This is a genomic window from Brachybacterium sp. p3-SID957 (assembly GCF_025144775.1).
GTDB lineage: Bacteria > Actinomycetota > Actinomycetes > Actinomycetales > Dermabacteraceae > Brachybacterium > Brachybacterium epidermidis.
This window is the reverse complement of the sequence record NZ_JALXKT010000014.1, coordinates 1-15,743: the sequence shown is the minus strand read 5'-3', so window position 1 is coordinate 15,743 and position 15,743 is coordinate 1. Positions and strand designations below refer to the sequence as shown.

Genomic DNA, 15,743 nt, shown 5'->3' with positions numbered 1-15,743 from the left:
GCGGTCAGGAGGAGCGCTGCACGCGCCGCAGCTCCTTCTTCAGCTCCTGCACCTCGTCGCGCAGGCGAGCGGCGACCTCGAACTGCAGCGACTCCGCGGCCTGGTGCATCTGGGCGGTGATCTCGTCGATCATGCCGGTGAGCGCACCCACCGGGTCGTCTCCCAGGTCCACGGTGCGGCCGCTGACCGCGTCGATCGCATTGGCACGGGCACGGTCCCGGGCCACCCGCTCCTTGCCGGAGCGGTAGTCGGTGGACATCAGGGTGTCGGTGTCGATGTCCTCCCGGGCCAGCATGTCGGTGACGTCCGCGATGCGCTTGCGCAGCGGGGTGGGGTCGATGCCGTGCTCGGTGTTGTACGCGATCTGCTTCTCACGGCGACGGTTGGTCTCGTCGATCGCCGACTGCATCGACTCGGTGACGGTGTCCGCGTACATGTGCACCTGCCCGGAGACGTTGCGGGCGGCACGGCCGATGGTCTGGATCAGCGAGGTGCGCGAGCGCAGGAAGCCCTCCTTGTCGGCGTCGAGGATCGACACCAGCGACACCTCGGGCAGGTCCAGGCCCTCGCGCAGCAGGTTGATGCCCACCAGCACGTCGAACTCGCCCTTGCGCAGGGACCGCAGCAGCTCCACGCGACGCAGGGTCTCCACGTCGGAGTGCAGGTACTGCACCCGCACGCCGTTCTCCAGCAGGTAGTCGGTGAGGTCCTCGGCCATGCGCTTGGTCAGGGTGGTGACCAGGACGCGCTCATCGGCGGCGACCCGCTTCTCGATCTCCTCGCGCAGATCGTCGATCTGTCCCTTCACGGGCTTGACGATCACCTCGGGGTCGACCAGGCCGGTAGGGCGGATGATCTGCTCGACCACGCCGTGCGACCGCTCCAGCTCGTAGTCCGCGGGAGTGGCGGAGAGGTAGACCGTCTGCCCGGTGCGCTCGGTGAACTCGCCGAAGGTGAGGGGCCGGTTGTCCAGGGCGCTGGGCAGGCGGAACCCGAAGTCCACCAGGGTGCGCTTGCGGGAGCGGTCCCCCTCGAACATGGCGCCGATCTGCGGGATCGTCACGTGGGATTCGTCGACCACCAGCAGGAAGTCCTCGGGGAAGTAGTCCAGCAGCGTGTTGGGCGGCGTGCCCGGGCCGCGGCCGTCCAGGTGGCGGGAGTAGTTCTCCACGCCGTTGGTGCTGCCCGTCTGCCGCAGCATCTCCAGATCGTGGCCGGTGCGCATCCGCAGGCGCTGCGCCTCCAGCAGCTTCTGCTGGCCCTCGAGCTCCTCCAGTCGCTCTCCCAGCTCCACCTCGATCGAGTCGATCGCGCGGGCCAGACGCTCGGGACCGGCCACGTAGTGGGAGGCCGGGAACACGTGGATCTGATCCTCCTCGCGGATCACCTCACCGGTCATGGGGTGCAGCGTGTACAGGGCGTCGATCTCGTCGCCGAAGAACTCGATGCGCAGCGCGAGCTCCTCGTACATGGGGATGATCTCGACCGTGTCGCCGCGCACCCGGAAGGTGCCGCGCTCGAAGGCCACATCGTTGCGGTCGTACTGCATGTCCACGAAGCGGCGCAGCAGCTCGTCACGGTCCAGGGCGTCCCCGCGGGAGAGCCGCACCATGCGGTCCACGTACTCCTGGGGGGTGCCCAGGCCGTAGATGCAGGACACCGAGGAGACCACCACCACGTCGCGCCGGGTGAGCAGGGAGTTGGTGGCGCTGTGCCGCAATCGCTCCACCTCCGCGTTGATGGAGGAGTCCTTCTCGATGTAGGTGTCCGACTGCGGGACGTACGCCTCGGGCTGGTAGTAGTCGTAGTACGAGACGAAGTACTCCACCGCGTTGTGGGGCAGCAGCTCGCGGAACTCGCTGGCCAGCTGGGCGGCGAGGGTCTTGTTGTGGGCCATCACCAGGGTGGGCCGCTGCAGCTGCTCGATCAGCCAGGCGGTGGTGGCGCTCTTGCCGGTGCCGGTGGCGCCCAGCAGCACCACGTCCTGCTCGCCGCGGTTGATCCGCTCGGTGAGCTCCTTGATGGCCTGCGGCTGATCGCCGGAGGGCGTGTAGTCCGAGACGACCTCGAAGGGGTGCTCGGCGCGGACCAGATCGGTGACAGGACGCATGCGTCGATGCTACGTCGCGGTGCTGACGAACCGCCCTGTGCCGTTGCGCGCACCGGTGCTCGACCCCCGCGCCAGCGCGATCATGCGCGCACGTTCGAACACCCTCAGTGACCGCTCCCGCAGCTCCTGGAACCCGGCGTTGTTGAGGATCAGCAGGTGGCAGCGATGGATCCGCTCCAGATCGGTCGCCTGGGCGGCCATCACCGACTCGACGTAGCCGCGATCACGGCCGCGGTCGCGCACCACTCGGTCGATGCGGTCGCGGTGACGGGCGATCACCCCGGCCACCGCGTCGTACTCGCCCTCGCGATGCTTCTCCAGCAGCAGGGGGTTGTCGTGCACCACCAGCGCCGCGCCCGCCGCGCGAGCGGCCTCCTCCTCGGCACGCACCGCCGCGTCGACCCGCCCCAGCACGATCGCCTCGAGATCCGCTCGCGCCCGGGCATCGGCGAACACCAGGGTGGCCAGGGCAGAGCGGTCGATGGTGCCGTCGGGCGCCCGGTACTCCTCCCCGAAGCGCGCCACGGCCTCCTCCACACCGGCGCCGGGCACATCCAGCACGGCCCGTGAGTGCGCATCGAGATCGATCACCGTGTGCCCGGTCTCGCGCCAGATGCGCGCCACCGTGGACTTCCCGGAGCCGATACCACCGGTCAGCCCGATGCGCAGGAGCGGTCGCTGAACACTGCTCATCCCCCGATGCTACGGGCACTCGCGCCGATGGGGCGTCACCTTCGCCACGTGCAGGCGCGCAGCACGGCCATCACCGCGGGATCAGCATTACCGTCATCACGTGGACCCGCTCGAACTGCTGATCACCAACGACGTGCTGCGCGCCCTGGACCTGCTGGGCGTGTTCGTGATGGGCGTGGCCGCCGGTGGTCTGGCGGCCCGGCTCAACTTCGACGCCATGGGCTTCGCGATCATCGGGATCATCGCGGGGCTGGGCGGTGGCCTCGTTCGCGACCTGATCCTCGACTACGGGGTGCCCGCCGCGTTCTCCGGCCCCTGGTACCTCACCTGCGCCCTGGCCGGCTCCGCCTTCGCCTTCGTGGTGAACTCCGAGCGCGCCTGGTGGCGCCGCATCGTCACGGGAATGGACATCACCGCCATGGGACTGTGGGCGGCCACGGGCACCGCGAAGTCCCTGGGCTACGGGCTGGACGTGCTCCCGGCGATCCTGCTGGGGCTCACCAGTGCCACCGGTGGCGGCATCATGCGCGATGTCCTGGTGGGCCGCATCCCGGCCGTCTTCGGCGGCGGGCCGCTGTACGCCACCGGTGCCGTGGTGACGGCGGTGCTGACCTGGGCGGTGGTGGCTCTCGGCCTCGACGCCGTCTGGGTGGTGGTCGCGGCGGCCGCCGGCTCCGCTCTGGCGATGCTGGCCGCCTGGCGCCGCTGGACTCTGCCCGCTCACAGCGAGTGGGAGGTCACCATGTCCGCCACCCAGCTGAAGTCCATGGTGCGCAGGATCCGTCGGGCCGAGCGCGCGAAGGTGGCCAAGGAGACCGGGGCGATCTCCATCGTGGATGCGAACGAGGACGATCTCGCGGCTGATTCCAACTACGAGGAGAGCGCCGAGGAGTACGCCACCCGGATCCTCGGGGAGGAGGGCCCCGATCTGATCCCTGAGGCGGTGGAGGACACCCCCGTCGACCAGGAGATCAAGGAGCAGGTCGAGGAGAAGGTGGACGAGAGGATCGAGGAGAAGGTCGACGAGGAGATGCAGGCCGAGGAGGGCGCCTGGGTGCGGAAGGGCCAGGACGGCGAGGAGATCCCCGACCCCATCGGGCACTGAGACCCGGGTCCGCTCTCAGGGACGCAGCAGCTCCAGCATCCGCTCCACGTCATCGACCGCGAGCTGGCCGGGGGCCGAGGCCTCCCCGGCCGTCGCGAACGTCGCGGCCGAGCCGAACACCTCCGCGGCCACGCGGCTGACCGTGCCCAGCGACCCCATGCTGATCGCGATGTGGGGCCCCTCCTGCGCGGCCGCGACCCGGGTGCTCGCCGCCAGCAGGTGCAGCACGTCCTGCGGGTGCTGCGGCATGACGGCCACCTTGGGCACGTCGACGCCCATGCGTCGCTGAGCCTGCAGCAGCGCCACCAGCTCGTCCTCGCCGGGTGTGGCCCCGAAGTCGTGGAAGGAGCCCACGACGACCGCGCCGTGCTGCTGCGCTGCCCTCACCACCCGCTGCACCACCTCGGGATCCCGCGACGTCTCCACGTCCACCATGTCCGCATGCCCGGTGGAGACCACCGCCTCCAGCAGGTCCCCCAGCTCGTGATCGGTCAGCACACGCCCCCCGCCCTCCGCGGCGGTGCGCAGGGTGACCAGCAGGCAGCGCTCCTCACCGATCCTCTCCCGCAGCTGGGGCAGCAGGGCCCGTACCGCGTCCCGGTGCTCGATGGTCCCCGAGCGCGGCGCGTACAGGTCGGTGCGCCATTCCAGGATCCGTGCAACGGTGCCTGCGGCGGCGGCCGCTTGATCGAGGACCGCCTGCTCCTGCGCCCCCGTGAGCGGGACGATGATCTCGGGGCGGCCTGCCCCGAGCTCCACCCCCCGCACGGTCACCGTCGCCCCCATGGTCAGTCCTGGGTGATGGCGGCGTAGGCGGACAGCAGCAGGGCAGGGTCCGGTCCCTCCAGGCGGGAGGGGCGGCCGATCCGATCCAGCACCACGAAGCGCAGCAGGCCGGCACGGGTCTTCTTGTCGCGCTTGATGGAGTCCTCCAGCTTGGGCCACTGCCGGCCCCGGTAGGTGATCGGCAGGCCGAGCGAGGTGAGGACGTCCCGGTGGCGGTCCACCTCGGCCTCGGAGAGCTTGCCGGCCAGGTGGGACAGCTCGGCGGCGAACATCATGCCCACGGCCACGGCTGCACCGTGGCGCCACTGGTAGCGCTCATTGCGCTCGATGGCATGGGCGAGGGTGTGCCCGTAGTTGAGGATCTCTCGCTCCCCCGCTTCACGCAGATCGGCGGAGACCACCCGTGCCTTGACCCGGATGGATCGCTCCACGATCTCCCGGAACGCATCCGAGGCGATGTCCAGGCATGCGGCCGGGTCCTTCTCCACGATCTCCAGGATCCGCTGGTCCTCGATGAAGCCGGCCTTGACCACCTCGGCCAGGCCTGCGGCGACGTCGTTCGCGCCCAGTCCCGCCAGCACGTCGAGATCCGCGACCACCGCGATCGGCGGGTGGAAGGCACCCACCAGGTTCTTGCCCTCGGCGGTGTTGATCCCGGTCTTGCCGCCCACGGCGGCATCCACCATGGCTGCGACCGTGGTGGGGATCTGCAGCACGTCCACGCCGCGCAGCCAGGTGGCGGCCACGAAGCCGGCCAGGTCCGTGGCGGCGCCGCCGCCGAGACCGACGATCAGGTCGGTGCGGCCGATCTCGGCCTGCCCGCACACCTGCCACAGGAACCCGGCCACCTGGGCCGTCTTGGCCTCCTCACCGTCGGGCACCTCGGCCAGGAACGCCTGCCGGGCGCCCGTGGACAGCGCCTCCCGCAGCTCCTCGGCCACGGTGCGCAGGCTGGGCTGGTGCACCACCACGATGCGTCGCACCCGCTCGGGAACATGGGCCGGGACCTCCCGCAGCAGGCCGCGCCCGATGGTGACGTCATACCCGCCGCTCGGGGTGGTGACGGGAATGGTCGTGGAGCTCACGGACTCACCTTCGCTTCGCGTTCGAGGATCAGGTCATGGATGCGGCGGGCGACGGCCGCCGGCGGGCTGCCGTCGGAGTCGACGGTCCAGCATGCCAGGTCGCGGTAGTGCGGCATGCGGCGCTCGCTGATCTCGCGCCAGCGGCGCAGCGGGTCCTCGCCGCTGAGCAGCGGCCTGTCCTGTGCGCGACGGAGCCGCGCCTGCACGATCTGCTCGTCGACCTGCAGCAGCACCACCGGGCAGCCCCGCAGCAGTGCCGCCGATTCCGGTCGTATCGGGGCCCCGCCGCCCAGGGCCAGCACCCCGGTGCGGGTGGAGAGGGCCACCGCCAGCAGCTGTGCCTCCAGGTCGCGGAAGTGATCCTCGCCGTCCTCGGCGAAGATCTGCGGGATCGGTTTGCCGGCCTCCTGCACGATCAGGGCGTCGAGGTCGGCGAAGGGCTCGCCCAGCCGACGCGCGAGTTCGCGGCCCACGGCCGTCTTCCCGGCAGCCATCGGCCCGATCAGCACGGCGGTGAGCGCGGTGGGGCTCACCGCGCCCCTTCGCGCGGCTGAGCGAGCACCGCCTGCAGCTCGTCGGTGCCCTCGAGATGGGCGCGGATCTCGGCGATGCTGTCCCCACCGGTCTTCTCCAGCAGCGCATCGGCCAGGGTGAGGGCCACCACGGCCTCGGCGATGACGGCCGCGGGGGCCACCGCGCAGACGTCGGAGCGCTGGTGGTTGGCGGTGGCCTGTTCGCCGGTGGCGACGTCCAAGGTGCGCAGTGCCCGGGGAACGGTGGAGATGGGCTTGAGCGCCCCCCGCACTCGGATCACCTGGCCGTTGCTGATGCCGCCCTCGAGGCCGCCGGCGCGGTTGGAGCCGCGATGGATGCCCCCGGCGGCGTCCTTTCCGGAGCCTGCCAGGATCTCGTCGTGCGCAGCGGAGCCCCGGCGGGCGGCGGTGGCGAACCCGTCACCGATCTCCACCCCCTTCATCGCCTGGATGGACATGATCGCCTGGGCCAGGCGGCCGTCGAGCCGCCGGTCCCACTGGGTGTGCGAGCCCAGCCCCACGGGCACCCCGTAGGCGAGCACCTCGACCACACCGCCCAGGGTGTCCCCCTCCGACTTGGCCGCATCGACCTCGGCGACCATGGCCGTCGAGGTGGCGGGGTGGTGGCAGCGCAGCGGATCGGCATCCAGCGCCTCGACGTCGTCCGGGGTGGGCAGTGGTGCGTCCTCGGGCACGCGCACGGGGCCGACGGACAGGGTGTGGGAGACCAGGCGGATCCCGGCCGCCTGCTCCAGCAGCGCGGCGGCGACCCGCCCGGCCACCACCCGGGCCGCGGTCTCCCGGGCGCTGGCGCGCTCCAGCACGGGCCTGGCCTCGGTGAAGCCGTACTTGAGCATCCCGGCGAGGTCGGCATGGCCGGGGCGGGGGCGGGTCAGCGGCTTGTTGCGTGCGATCTCTCGCTCGTCCCCGGTGCCGGCGTCGATCAGCAGGTCCTCCCGGGCCACGGGATCGGCGCTCATCACCTTCTCCCATTTGGGCCACTCCGAGTTGCCGATCTCCACCGCCAGGGGGGATCCGAGGGTGAGCCCGTGCCGGATCCCGCCGTGCACGGTCAGGGCGTCCTGCTCGAACTTCTGGCGGGACCCGCGGCCGTGGCCGAGGCGGCGCCGGGCCAGGGCGTCCCGCAGGTCCTGGGTGGTCAGCTCGATCCCGGCGGGGACGCCGTCGAGCAGGGCAATGAGGGAGGGGCCGTGGGATTCCCCGGCGGTGAGCCAACGCAGCATGGAGGCGATTCTTCCACGTCTGACCGGCGGTGGGACCGGGGGTCCGCTCCGTGGTGCGCCGTGCTCGTTCCCGGTGGACCGCCGGGTCAGTCCTCCCCGAGCTCCTGCGCCCTGCTGGGAGACATCTGCTCCACCAGCGGCACCACCTGCTCGATGGAGGGGAGCACGGCGGTGGGCCGGTACGGGAAGCTGGTGATCGCCTCGGCCCGGGTGGAACCGGTGAGCACCAGGATGGAGCGCAAGCCGGCCTCGAGGCCGGACTTCACGTCGGTGTCCATGCGGTCGCCGATCATCACCGTCGTCTCGGAGTGCGCCTCGATGCGGTTCAGCGCAGTGCGCATCATCAGCGGGTTCGGCTTGCCGACGTAGTACGGCTCGATGCCGGTGGCCGCGGTGATCATGGCGGCCACGGCCCCGGTGGCCGGCAGCGGGCCAGCGGGGCTGGGGCCGGTCACGTCAGGATTGGTGGCGATGAACTTCGCGCCCTCGCCCACCAGGCGGATCGCGCGGGTGATGGCCTCGAAGGAGTAGGTGCGGGTCTCCCCCAGCACCACGAACTCCACGTCAACATCCGAGAGGATGAACCCCTCATCGTGCATCGCGCTGGTGAGGCCGGCCTCGCCGATCACGTAAGCGCTGCCGCCCGGGGACTGCTCGGACAGGAACCGCGCCGTGGCCAGCGCACTGGTCCACAGCGCGTCCTCCTCCAGGTCGATCCCCGAGCGGGCCAGCCTCGCCCGCAGGTCCCGCGGGGTGAACATCGAGTTGTTGGTGAGCACCAGGAAGCGGCGCCCGCAGCGCGCCAGCTCGGAGATGAACTCGGCGGCGCCGGGCAGGGCCTCATCCTCGTGCACCAGCACGCCGTCCATGTCGGTGAGCCAGGAGTGGATGGGACGTTCCTCGAGTGCATTGGTCATGGATCCAGTCTCGCACCGATCGCGCTCGCGCCCCAGCCCCGCCCCAGACCAGCACCGCACCAGCCCCGCGCGGGTGGATCCTCCACACGCACGACGACGGGGCGCCACCCGAAGGTGACGCCCCGTCGCACTGCTGTGATCAGCCGGCGATCAGTTGCCGGTGAGCTTGGCGCGCAGAGCGGCCAGGGCCTCGTCGGAGGCCAGGGTGCCCTCGTCGGAGGAGGAGGACTGGTAGGAGGACTGGCTCGCCGGAGCGGACTCCGAGGAGGACGAGGTGGAGGCGGCAGCCGGAGCGTTCGCGGACTCCTCGTCGGCCTTGATGGCCTCGGCGACCTGGGTCTTGTGAGCGGTCCAGCGCTCGTAGGCGGCCGCGTACTGGGCCTCCCACTCCTCGCGCTGGCTGTCGTAGCCCTCGAGCCACTCGTTGGTCTCCGGGTCGAAGCCCTCGGGGTACTTGTACTCGCCGTTCTCGTCGTACTCGGCGGCCATGCCGTACAGGGCCGGGTCGAAGGTGGTGTCGTCACCCTCGGGGTCCACACCCTCGTTGGCCTGCTTGAGGGACAGGGAGATCCGGCGACGCTCGAGGTCGATGTCGATGACCTTGACGAAGACGTCCTGGTCGACGGTGACGACCTGCTCGGGCAGGTCCACGTGGCGCTGGGCCAGCTCGGAGATGTGCACCAGGCCCTCGATGCCGTCCTCCACGCGAACGAACGCACCGAAGGGCACTAGCTTGGTGACCTTGCCCGGCACGACCTCGCCGATCGCGTGGGTGCGCGCGAACAGCTGCCACGGGTCCTCCTGGGTCGCCTTCAGCGACAGGGAGACACGCTCGCGGTCCATGTCGACGTCCAGGACCTCGACCTTGACCTTCTGGCCCACCTCGACGACCTCGGAGGGGTGGTCGATGTGCTTCCAGGACAGCTCCGAGACGTGCACCAGGCCGTCGACGCCGCCCAGGTCCACGAAGGCACCGAAGTTGACGATCGAGGAGACGACGCCCTCGCGCACCTGGGACTTCTGCAGGGTCTGCAGGAAGTCGGAGCGGACCGCGGACTGGGTCTCCTCCAGGTACGCGCGGCGGGAGAGCACCACGTTGTTGCGGTTCTTGTCCAGCTCGATGATCTTGGCCTCGATCTCCTGGCCGACGTAGGGCTGCAGGTCGCGCACGCGGCGCATCTCCACGAGGGAGGCCGGGAGGAAGCCGCGCAGGCCGATGTCGACGATGAGGCCGCCCTTGACCACCTCGATGACGTGGCCGGTGACGACGCCCTCGTCCTCCTTGATCTGCTCGATCGTGCCCCAGGCGCGCTCGTACTGGGCGCGCTTCTTGGACAGGATCAGACGGCCTTCCTTGTCCTCCTTCTGGAGGACCAGGGCCTCGATCTCGTCGCCGACGCCGACGACCTCGCCGGGATCGACGTCGTGCTTGATGGACAGCTCGCGCGAGGGGATGACGCCCTCGGTCTTGTAGCCGATGTCCAGCAGGACCTCGTCGTGATCCACCTTCACCACGGTGCCCTCGACGATGTCGCCATCGTTGAAGTACTTGATGGTCGAATCGATGGCGGCCATGAGGTCGTCGGCGCTACCGATGTCGTTGATGGCGATCTGGGGGGTGGTGGTGTCGGTCATGTAGTCGAGAACTCCGTCGGGACAGGAAATGAGTAGGGTCAGGGGCATGCTCGGCCCGTGGGCCGATCCGTGGTTCAGTCGTAGCCACGGTCTTCGTGCGGGCTCCATGGATCCCCGTGGAGTCCGGGACGGCAGACGGGCACGACTGAGCACAGACCTGGACAAGCCTACCAGCCCTGCGGCGTGCTGGAACGGGCGGGACCGGTCCGGTCGGTGCGGCCAGGTGTGAGCTTCGTCCCCGTCGCGGGCCGCTCAGTGCGCAGCGGCCAGCCAGTTCGGGCCCACCCCGATGCCCACCTCGAGGGGGACGGACAACTCGTACGCCCCGCCCATCCCGGCGGTGATGATCTCCCGCAGCCGCTCCTCCTCGCCCGGAGCCACATCGAGCACCAGCTCGTCGTGCACCTGGAGCAGCACGCGTGAGTCCAGGCCCGCCTCGCGCAGCCCTTCGTCCACGCGCAGCATCGCCCGTTTGATGATGTCGGCGGCGCTGCCCTGGATCGGGGAGTTCAGCGCCACCCGCTCCGCGTTCTCACGGCGCTGGCGGTTGTCGCTGGTCAGGTCCGGCAGGGGTCGACGCCTGCCCAGGATGGTCTCGGTGTATCCGATCGCCCGGGCCTTCTCGACGCTCTCGCGCAGGTAGTCCCGCACGCCTCCGAAGCGCTCGAAGTAACCGTCGCGCAGGGCGGTCGCCTCCGCCTGGGAGATCCGCAGCTGGCGGGCCAGGCCGAAGGCGCTCAGCCCGTAGGCCAGGCCGTAGCTCACGGCCTTGGTCTTGGACCGCATCGGGGCGTCGACGTCCTCCGGTGCCACGTCGAACACTCGCGAGGCGACGAAGCGGTGCAGGTCCTCCCCGGAGCGGAAGGCCTCGATCAGTCCCTCGTCCTCGGACAGGTGCGCCATGATGCGCATCTCGATCTGCGAGTAGTCCGCCGTCATCAGCGACTCGAAGCCCTCCGAGGGGCGGAAGGCCGAGCGGATGCGGCGCCCCTCCTCGGTGCGGGTGGGGATGTTCTGCAGGTTCGGGTTGTTCGAGGACAGCCGCCCGGTGGCCGCGATGTTCTGGTGGAACGTGGTGTGGATCCGTCCGGCCGGGGAGATGAAGCGCCGCAGGGTGTCGATGATCTGGCGCATCTTGGTCACGTCCCGGTGCGCCAGCAGGTCCGTGAGGAACGGGTGCTGGGTCTTCTCGTGCAGATCGGCAAGGGACTCCGCATCCGTGGAGAAGCCTGTCTTGGTGCGGCGGGTCCTGGGCATCCCCAGCCGTTCGAACAGCACCTCCTGCAGCTGCTTGGGCGAGCCCAGGTTGATGCGGTCCCCACCGAGGTGTGAGTAGGCCGATTCCGCGACCCGCTCCTGCTCGATCTCGTGCTGGGAGTCGAGATCGGCCAGCACGGAGTCGTCCACAGCGATGCCGGTGGCCTCCATCACCGCGATCACGCGGGACAGCGGAAGCTCGAGGTCGTCGTGCAGCGAGACGGCCGCGTGCTGCTCGAGGTCGGTGCGCAGGTGCGAGCCCAGTCTGTCCACGGCGTCCGCCGCGCGGGCCAGGGAGTCCGCACCGGAGTCCTCCTGGTCCAGGTCCAGCTCCTGCTGTGCGGCGGCCGAGGTGACCTGGAGGTCCTCCTGCAGATGGCGCAGGGTCAGTCCCGCCAGATCGGTGGGCCTCTGATCGGGACGGCACAGGAACTCGGCGATCGCCAGGTCCGTGCTCCACCCGGCCGCCTCCAGGCCCCGGCCGCGCAGCTGATGGGTGGCGAGCTTGGTGTCGTGCGCACACTTCGCGACGGCCGGATCCGCGAGCCATCCGGCAAGTGCTCGCTCGGCTTCGTCGTCCAGGGACACCAGGTCGATCACGGCCAGGGCCCCCGGGGTGGCCAGGGCCAGCATCGCGGCATCCCCCTCGCCGAGGTCCCAGCTGCCGTCGACAGCCAGTGCCGCGCCACCGGCGAAGTCGCGCGCCAGCACCTTGGCGACCTGCTGCCCCGTGGGCTTCTGCAGCGCGGGCAGGGGGCGCTCAGGCACCGCGGAGGCGGCATCGCCCTCGGCCAGCAGGGACGCGGGCACGTCGCGGCGGATGGTGGGGCCGAAGGCGAGCTCGTCGAACACGGCGTTCAGGGCGACGGCGTCGCCGCGGCCCAGCAGATAGCGGTCGGGGTCCAGGGGCAGGTCGAGGTCCGTCACCGCGGCGTTCATCCGCCGGTTGCGCTCCACGGCCTCGACGTTGTCGCGCAGCGACTGGCCGGCCTTGCCCTTGATCTCCTCCGCATGGGCAAGGATCCCCTGCAGGTCGCCGTAGGCGGTGATCCACTTCGCGGCGGTCTTCGGGCCCACTCCGGGAACGCCGGGGAGGTTGTCGGCGCTCTCCCCCACCAGGGCCGCCAGATCCGGGTAGCGCTCCGGGGGGATGCCGTACTTCTCCTCCACCGCCGCCGGGTCCATCCGGCGCAGCTCGGTGACGCCCTTGACGGGCTGCAGCAGCGTGACGTGCTCACCGACCAGCTGGATCGCATCGCGGTCCGAGGAGACGATCAGCGCCTGGCCGCCCTCCTTCTCCGCACGGGTGGCGAGGGTGGCGATGATGTCGTCGGCCTCGTAGTCCTCCACGGTGAACCACGGCACACCGAGGGCGTCCAACACCTGCTGGATCAGGCCGATCTGCCCCTCGAACTCCGGCGGGGTGACCTCGCGACCGGCCTTGTACTGGTCGTAGATGCGGTCGCGGAACGTGCCACCGGGCAGGTCGAAGGCGACCGCCACATGGGTGGGCTGCTCGGAGGCGACCACGTTGATGATCATGCGGGTGAAGCCGTAGACGGCATTGGTGGACTGCCCGCGGCCGTCGGTGAAGCTGTCCGCCGGCAGCGCGAAGAACGCCCGGAAGGCCATCGCGTGACCGTCGATGAGAAGGATCCGCTGCTCGCTCGCACTCATGGGGAGCAGTCTCCCACGCTTCGGGTCCGGCCCTGTGGGAAGCTGAGCGCATGACCACGACATCGGATCGAGTCCCCCTGCCCCCGGAGCTCGCGGCGCTGCTGGCCGGCACCCTGGTGGAGCGCTGCGGGATGGAGGTGCTCGACCTGGGCCCCGAGGGCGGCACCATGACGATGCCCGTGGCGGGCAACACCCAGCCGGCCGGCCTGCTGCACGGCGGTGCCACCATCGCGCTGGCGGAGACCATCGCCTCACTGGCTGCGACCCTGCAGGCGCGGGCGGTGCACGGCGAGGGCGCCCAGGCCGTGGGCACGAATGTGGCCGCCACCCACCATCGTTCCGCACGGGAGGGCACCGCGACAGCCCGCTGCACGGCCCGGCACAGGGGGCGCCAGGTGGCCACCTACCTGGTCGATGTGCACGACGAGGGCGGCACGCTGCTGAGCACGGTCACTGTCTCCACCATGCTGCTCCCTGCGCGCTGAGCGGGCTGCTCAGCCGGAGGCCTCCTCGAAGGTGCTGGTGCCCGGAGCCGTCAGCGCACCCGCCTCGTTCCACGAGTACGTGCGCAGGGTGCCCTTGCCCGCATCGCCCCTGCTGCCGATCTCCACGGCGCCCATGCGTCCCTGGTAGCTGATCGTGGCGCGCTGATTGTTGGCCACCGCATTGCGCAGATGGTTGCGGCACAGGCCGAAATCGGTGCACTCGGCGTCCCCGACCAGCACCTTGGGCACGGACGCGGCGATGTCGCTGCCGGCGACGGACAGCGCACTCTGGGCGGCCAGACAGGCCAGCACGACAGCGTCGTAGCCCTGCTGTGAGTAGGCGTACCCGGTGGTGAGGAAGCCGGGGTCCACGTTGATCATCATGAGCTCGTGATCGGTCGTGACCGCGCCCCCCGGCTCCCAGCCGGTGGCGCGGGTCATGGCCTCCGGTGCCAGCTCGGCACTGGAGTAGTCCACCGTGGCGGCCGGGCTCAGCCAGGCGGGGATCTCCAGGGTGGGGCGGTTCCCCTCGTCGAGGGTGGCCGTGTACAGGGCCGAGAGGAAGGGCCCCGCCTCCGGGCCTCCGTTGATCACGAGCAGGGCGGGGTGGTTCGAGACCACGGCCTCCACGATCGGGGCGATGTCGCCCATGTCGCCCGGTGCGTAGAAGTGGGTGTGGACGATGCCGCCGTTGGCGGGCTGCAGCACCTCGGTCAGGGCGGCCTCGAGGCTCTTGCCCTGCTCGGTGTCCTCCGAGAGGTAGACCACGGTGCCGCGCTTGCCGGCGCGATCGGAGGTCCCCCCGGACAGGGCCTGCTCGGCGAGGCTGCCGGCGGTGACCCGATCGTTGGGTGACAGCCGCACCAGCATGCCCGCGGAGTCGACCTCCTCGCGCACGCTCGTGCCCGAGGTGATCACGTCGATCACCGCGATGCCCCGCTCAACGAAGACCGGTAGGGCTGCCTGCAGCGCCGCCTCGTCCAGGGAGCTGATCACCGCCGTGACACCCTCGTCGGCCAGGGCGTTCACGGCCTCGGTGATGTCCTCCCCGGGATCGGCCATGACGTGGCGGGGCACCATCTGGACCTTCTGACCGAACAGCCCGTCGTAGCGTGCGTTGACATCGATCATCGCCTCGGCGATGGCGGTGGCGATGGCCTTCTCGAACGGCGCGGTGCGGCCGTGGGTGGCGCCGATGGAGCCGAGCATGAGTGCCTGCTCCGGCTCCTCCAGCGGCTTCGCCGTGGGCGCGGTGGTGGTGGGCCGACGCCCCCTGCCGCCTCTGCGGACACCACCCTCACCGCAGCCACTGAGAGCCCCCGCACCGAGCACGCTCGCGCCCAGCGTGCCCATCAGTGCGCGTCGCGAGATGGCCATCCCCCAGCTCCTTCTCCGCTCCCCCGGGCGGCAGGTCAGTCCTTGCCCTGGCCCCCGCCGAGCTGATCGACGACGGCGTCGGCGACCTCGCGCATGGTCAGGCGGCGATCCATGGAGGTCTTCTGGATCCAGCGGAACGCCTCGGGCTCACTGAGGCCCATGTTGGTCTGCAGCAGCCCCTTGGCGCGGTCCACGCGCTTGCGGGTCTCGAACCGTTCGCCGAGGTCCTGGATCTCGGACTCGAGCTGCGTGATCTGGGCGTAGCGGGAGATGGCGATCTCCACCGCGGGGAGCAGATCCGCCGGGGTGAAGGGCTTGACCACGTAGGCCATGGCTCCGGCGTCCCGGGCCCGCTCGACCAGCTCGGCCTGCGAGAACGCGGTCAGCATCACCACGGGGGCGAGGGACTCCTCGCCGATGCGCTCGGCCGCGGTGACCCCGTCGACCTGCGGCATCTTCACGTCCATGACCACGACGTCCGGTCGCAGCTCGCGGGTCTTGGCGACGGCGCTCTCGCCGTCCCCGACCGCCGCGATCACCTCGTACCCGGCCTCGGTGAGGGTCTCGACGATGTCCATCCGGATCAGGGACTCGTCCTCCGCGACGATCGCAGTGCGACGCGGCTTGTCGTCGGGGGAAGTGGGGGTCTCGTCGTTCATGTCACCCTGTGTCTCGGTCGAGGGGCCGGCACGGCCAGAGGGAACCCCTGCCGGTCCGATCCGGTGGTCATCAGCGTTATCCTAGTCCAGCCCCGTTGGGGCGGCTGAGCCGGGTTGGCGGAACGGTAGACGCGGTGCACTCAAAATGCACTGTCCGCGAGGGCGTGCGGGTTCGAATCC

The 15,743-nt window shown here is 70.4% G+C and carries 13 protein-coding genes; 2 read left to right on the top strand and 11 right to left on the bottom strand.

Annotation, left to right across the window (positions count from 1 at the left end):
• Window positions 1-4: 4 nt before the first annotated feature.
• Entirely contained in the window at window positions 5-2,110 is a 2,106-nt protein-coding gene (uvrB, locus tag M3B01_RS04830) for an excinuclease ABC subunit UvrB (RefSeq protein WP_259789855.1), read from the bottom strand.
• Between the two features lie 9 nt (window positions 2,111-2,119).
• On the bottom strand, window positions 2,120-2,803 hold the full coding sequence (coaE, locus tag M3B01_RS04825; RefSeq protein ID WP_259789853.1) for a dephospho-CoA kinase: 684 nt from the start codon (window positions 2,801-2,803) through the stop codon (window positions 2,120-2,122).
• 100 nt (window positions 2,804-2,903) lie between these two features.
• Here coaE and M3B01_RS04820 point away from each other — a divergent pair, with 100 nt between their 5' ends.
• Window positions 2,904-3,908 (top strand): trimeric intracellular cation channel family protein, encoded by a 1,005-nt coding sequence (locus tag M3B01_RS04820; protein ID WP_259789850.1) that lies wholly within the window; start codon window positions 2,904-2,906, stop codon window positions 3,906-3,908.
• Between the two features lie 15 nt (window positions 3,909-3,923).
• Here M3B01_RS04820 and aroD read toward each other — a convergent pair whose 3' ends face one another.
• The 7 genes from aroD to polA all read right to left on the bottom strand — a co-directional run bounded on the left by aroD (window position 3,924) and on the right by polA (window position 13,042).
• A complete protein-coding gene (gene aroD, locus M3B01_RS04815) occupies window positions 3,924-4,694 on the bottom strand; it encodes a type I 3-dehydroquinate dehydratase (protein ID WP_259789849.1) in 771 nt (256 codons plus the stop codon).
• 2 nt (window positions 4,695-4,696) lie between these two features.
• On the bottom strand, window positions 4,697-5,779 hold the full coding sequence (aroB, locus tag M3B01_RS04810) for a 3-dehydroquinate synthase (protein WP_259789847.1): 1,083 nt from the start codon (window positions 5,777-5,779) through the stop codon (window positions 4,697-4,699).
• Window positions 5,776-6,312, bottom strand: a complete 537-nt coding sequence (locus tag M3B01_RS04805) for a shikimate kinase (RefSeq protein ID WP_259789845.1) — start codon at window positions 6,310-6,312, stop codon at window positions 5,776-5,778. The genes aroB and M3B01_RS04805 overlap by 4 nt, the downstream gene beginning before the upstream one ends.
• A complete protein-coding gene (gene aroC / locus M3B01_RS04800; RefSeq protein ID WP_259789843.1) occupies window positions 6,309-7,556 on the bottom strand; it encodes a chorismate synthase in 1,248 nt (415 codons plus the stop codon). Before aroC ends, M3B01_RS04805 begins: the two co-directional genes overlap by 4 nt.
• Window positions 7,557-7,642: 86 nt before the next feature.
• The gene (locus M3B01_RS04795; protein WP_259789841.1) at window positions 7,643-8,473 is read right to left on the bottom strand and encodes an HAD-IIA family hydrolase; all 831 of its coding nucleotides are present in this window, start codon (window positions 8,471-8,473) and stop codon (window positions 7,643-7,645) included.
• Window positions 8,474-8,623: 150 nt separating this feature from the next.
• The gene (gene rpsA / locus M3B01_RS04790) at window positions 8,624-10,108 is read right to left on the bottom strand and encodes a 30S ribosomal protein S1 (protein ID WP_193866266.1); all 1,485 of its coding nucleotides are present in this window, start codon (window positions 10,106-10,108) and stop codon (window positions 8,624-8,626) included.
• Window positions 10,109-10,360: 252 nt separating this feature from the next.
• The gene (polA, locus tag M3B01_RS04785; RefSeq protein ID WP_259789839.1) at window positions 10,361-13,042 is read right to left on the bottom strand and encodes a DNA polymerase I; all 2,682 of its coding nucleotides are present in this window, start codon (window positions 13,040-13,042) and stop codon (window positions 10,361-10,363) included.
• Between the two features lie 50 nt (window positions 13,043-13,092).
• Here polA and M3B01_RS04780 point away from each other — a divergent pair, with 50 nt between their 5' ends.
• Complete coding sequence (locus M3B01_RS04780; protein ID WP_259789837.1) at window positions 13,093-13,527, top strand: PaaI family thioesterase; 435 nt, start codon at window positions 13,093-13,095, stop codon at window positions 13,525-13,527.
• Window positions 13,528-13,536: 9 nt separating this feature from the next.
• Here M3B01_RS04780 and M3B01_RS04775 read toward each other — a convergent pair whose 3' ends face one another.
• Together M3B01_RS04775 and M3B01_RS04770 are read right to left on the bottom strand one after the other, a co-directional pair.
• Window positions 13,537-14,904 (bottom strand): ABC transporter substrate-binding protein, encoded by a 1,368-nt coding sequence (locus M3B01_RS04775; protein ID WP_259789835.1) that lies wholly within the window; start codon window positions 14,902-14,904, stop codon window positions 13,537-13,539.
• Between the two features lie 35 nt (window positions 14,905-14,939).
• A complete protein-coding gene (locus M3B01_RS04770) occupies window positions 14,940-15,563 on the bottom strand; it encodes an ANTAR domain-containing response regulator (RefSeq protein ID WP_259789833.1) in 624 nt (207 codons plus the stop codon).
• Between the last annotated feature and the right edge of the window lie 180 nt (window positions 15,564-15,743).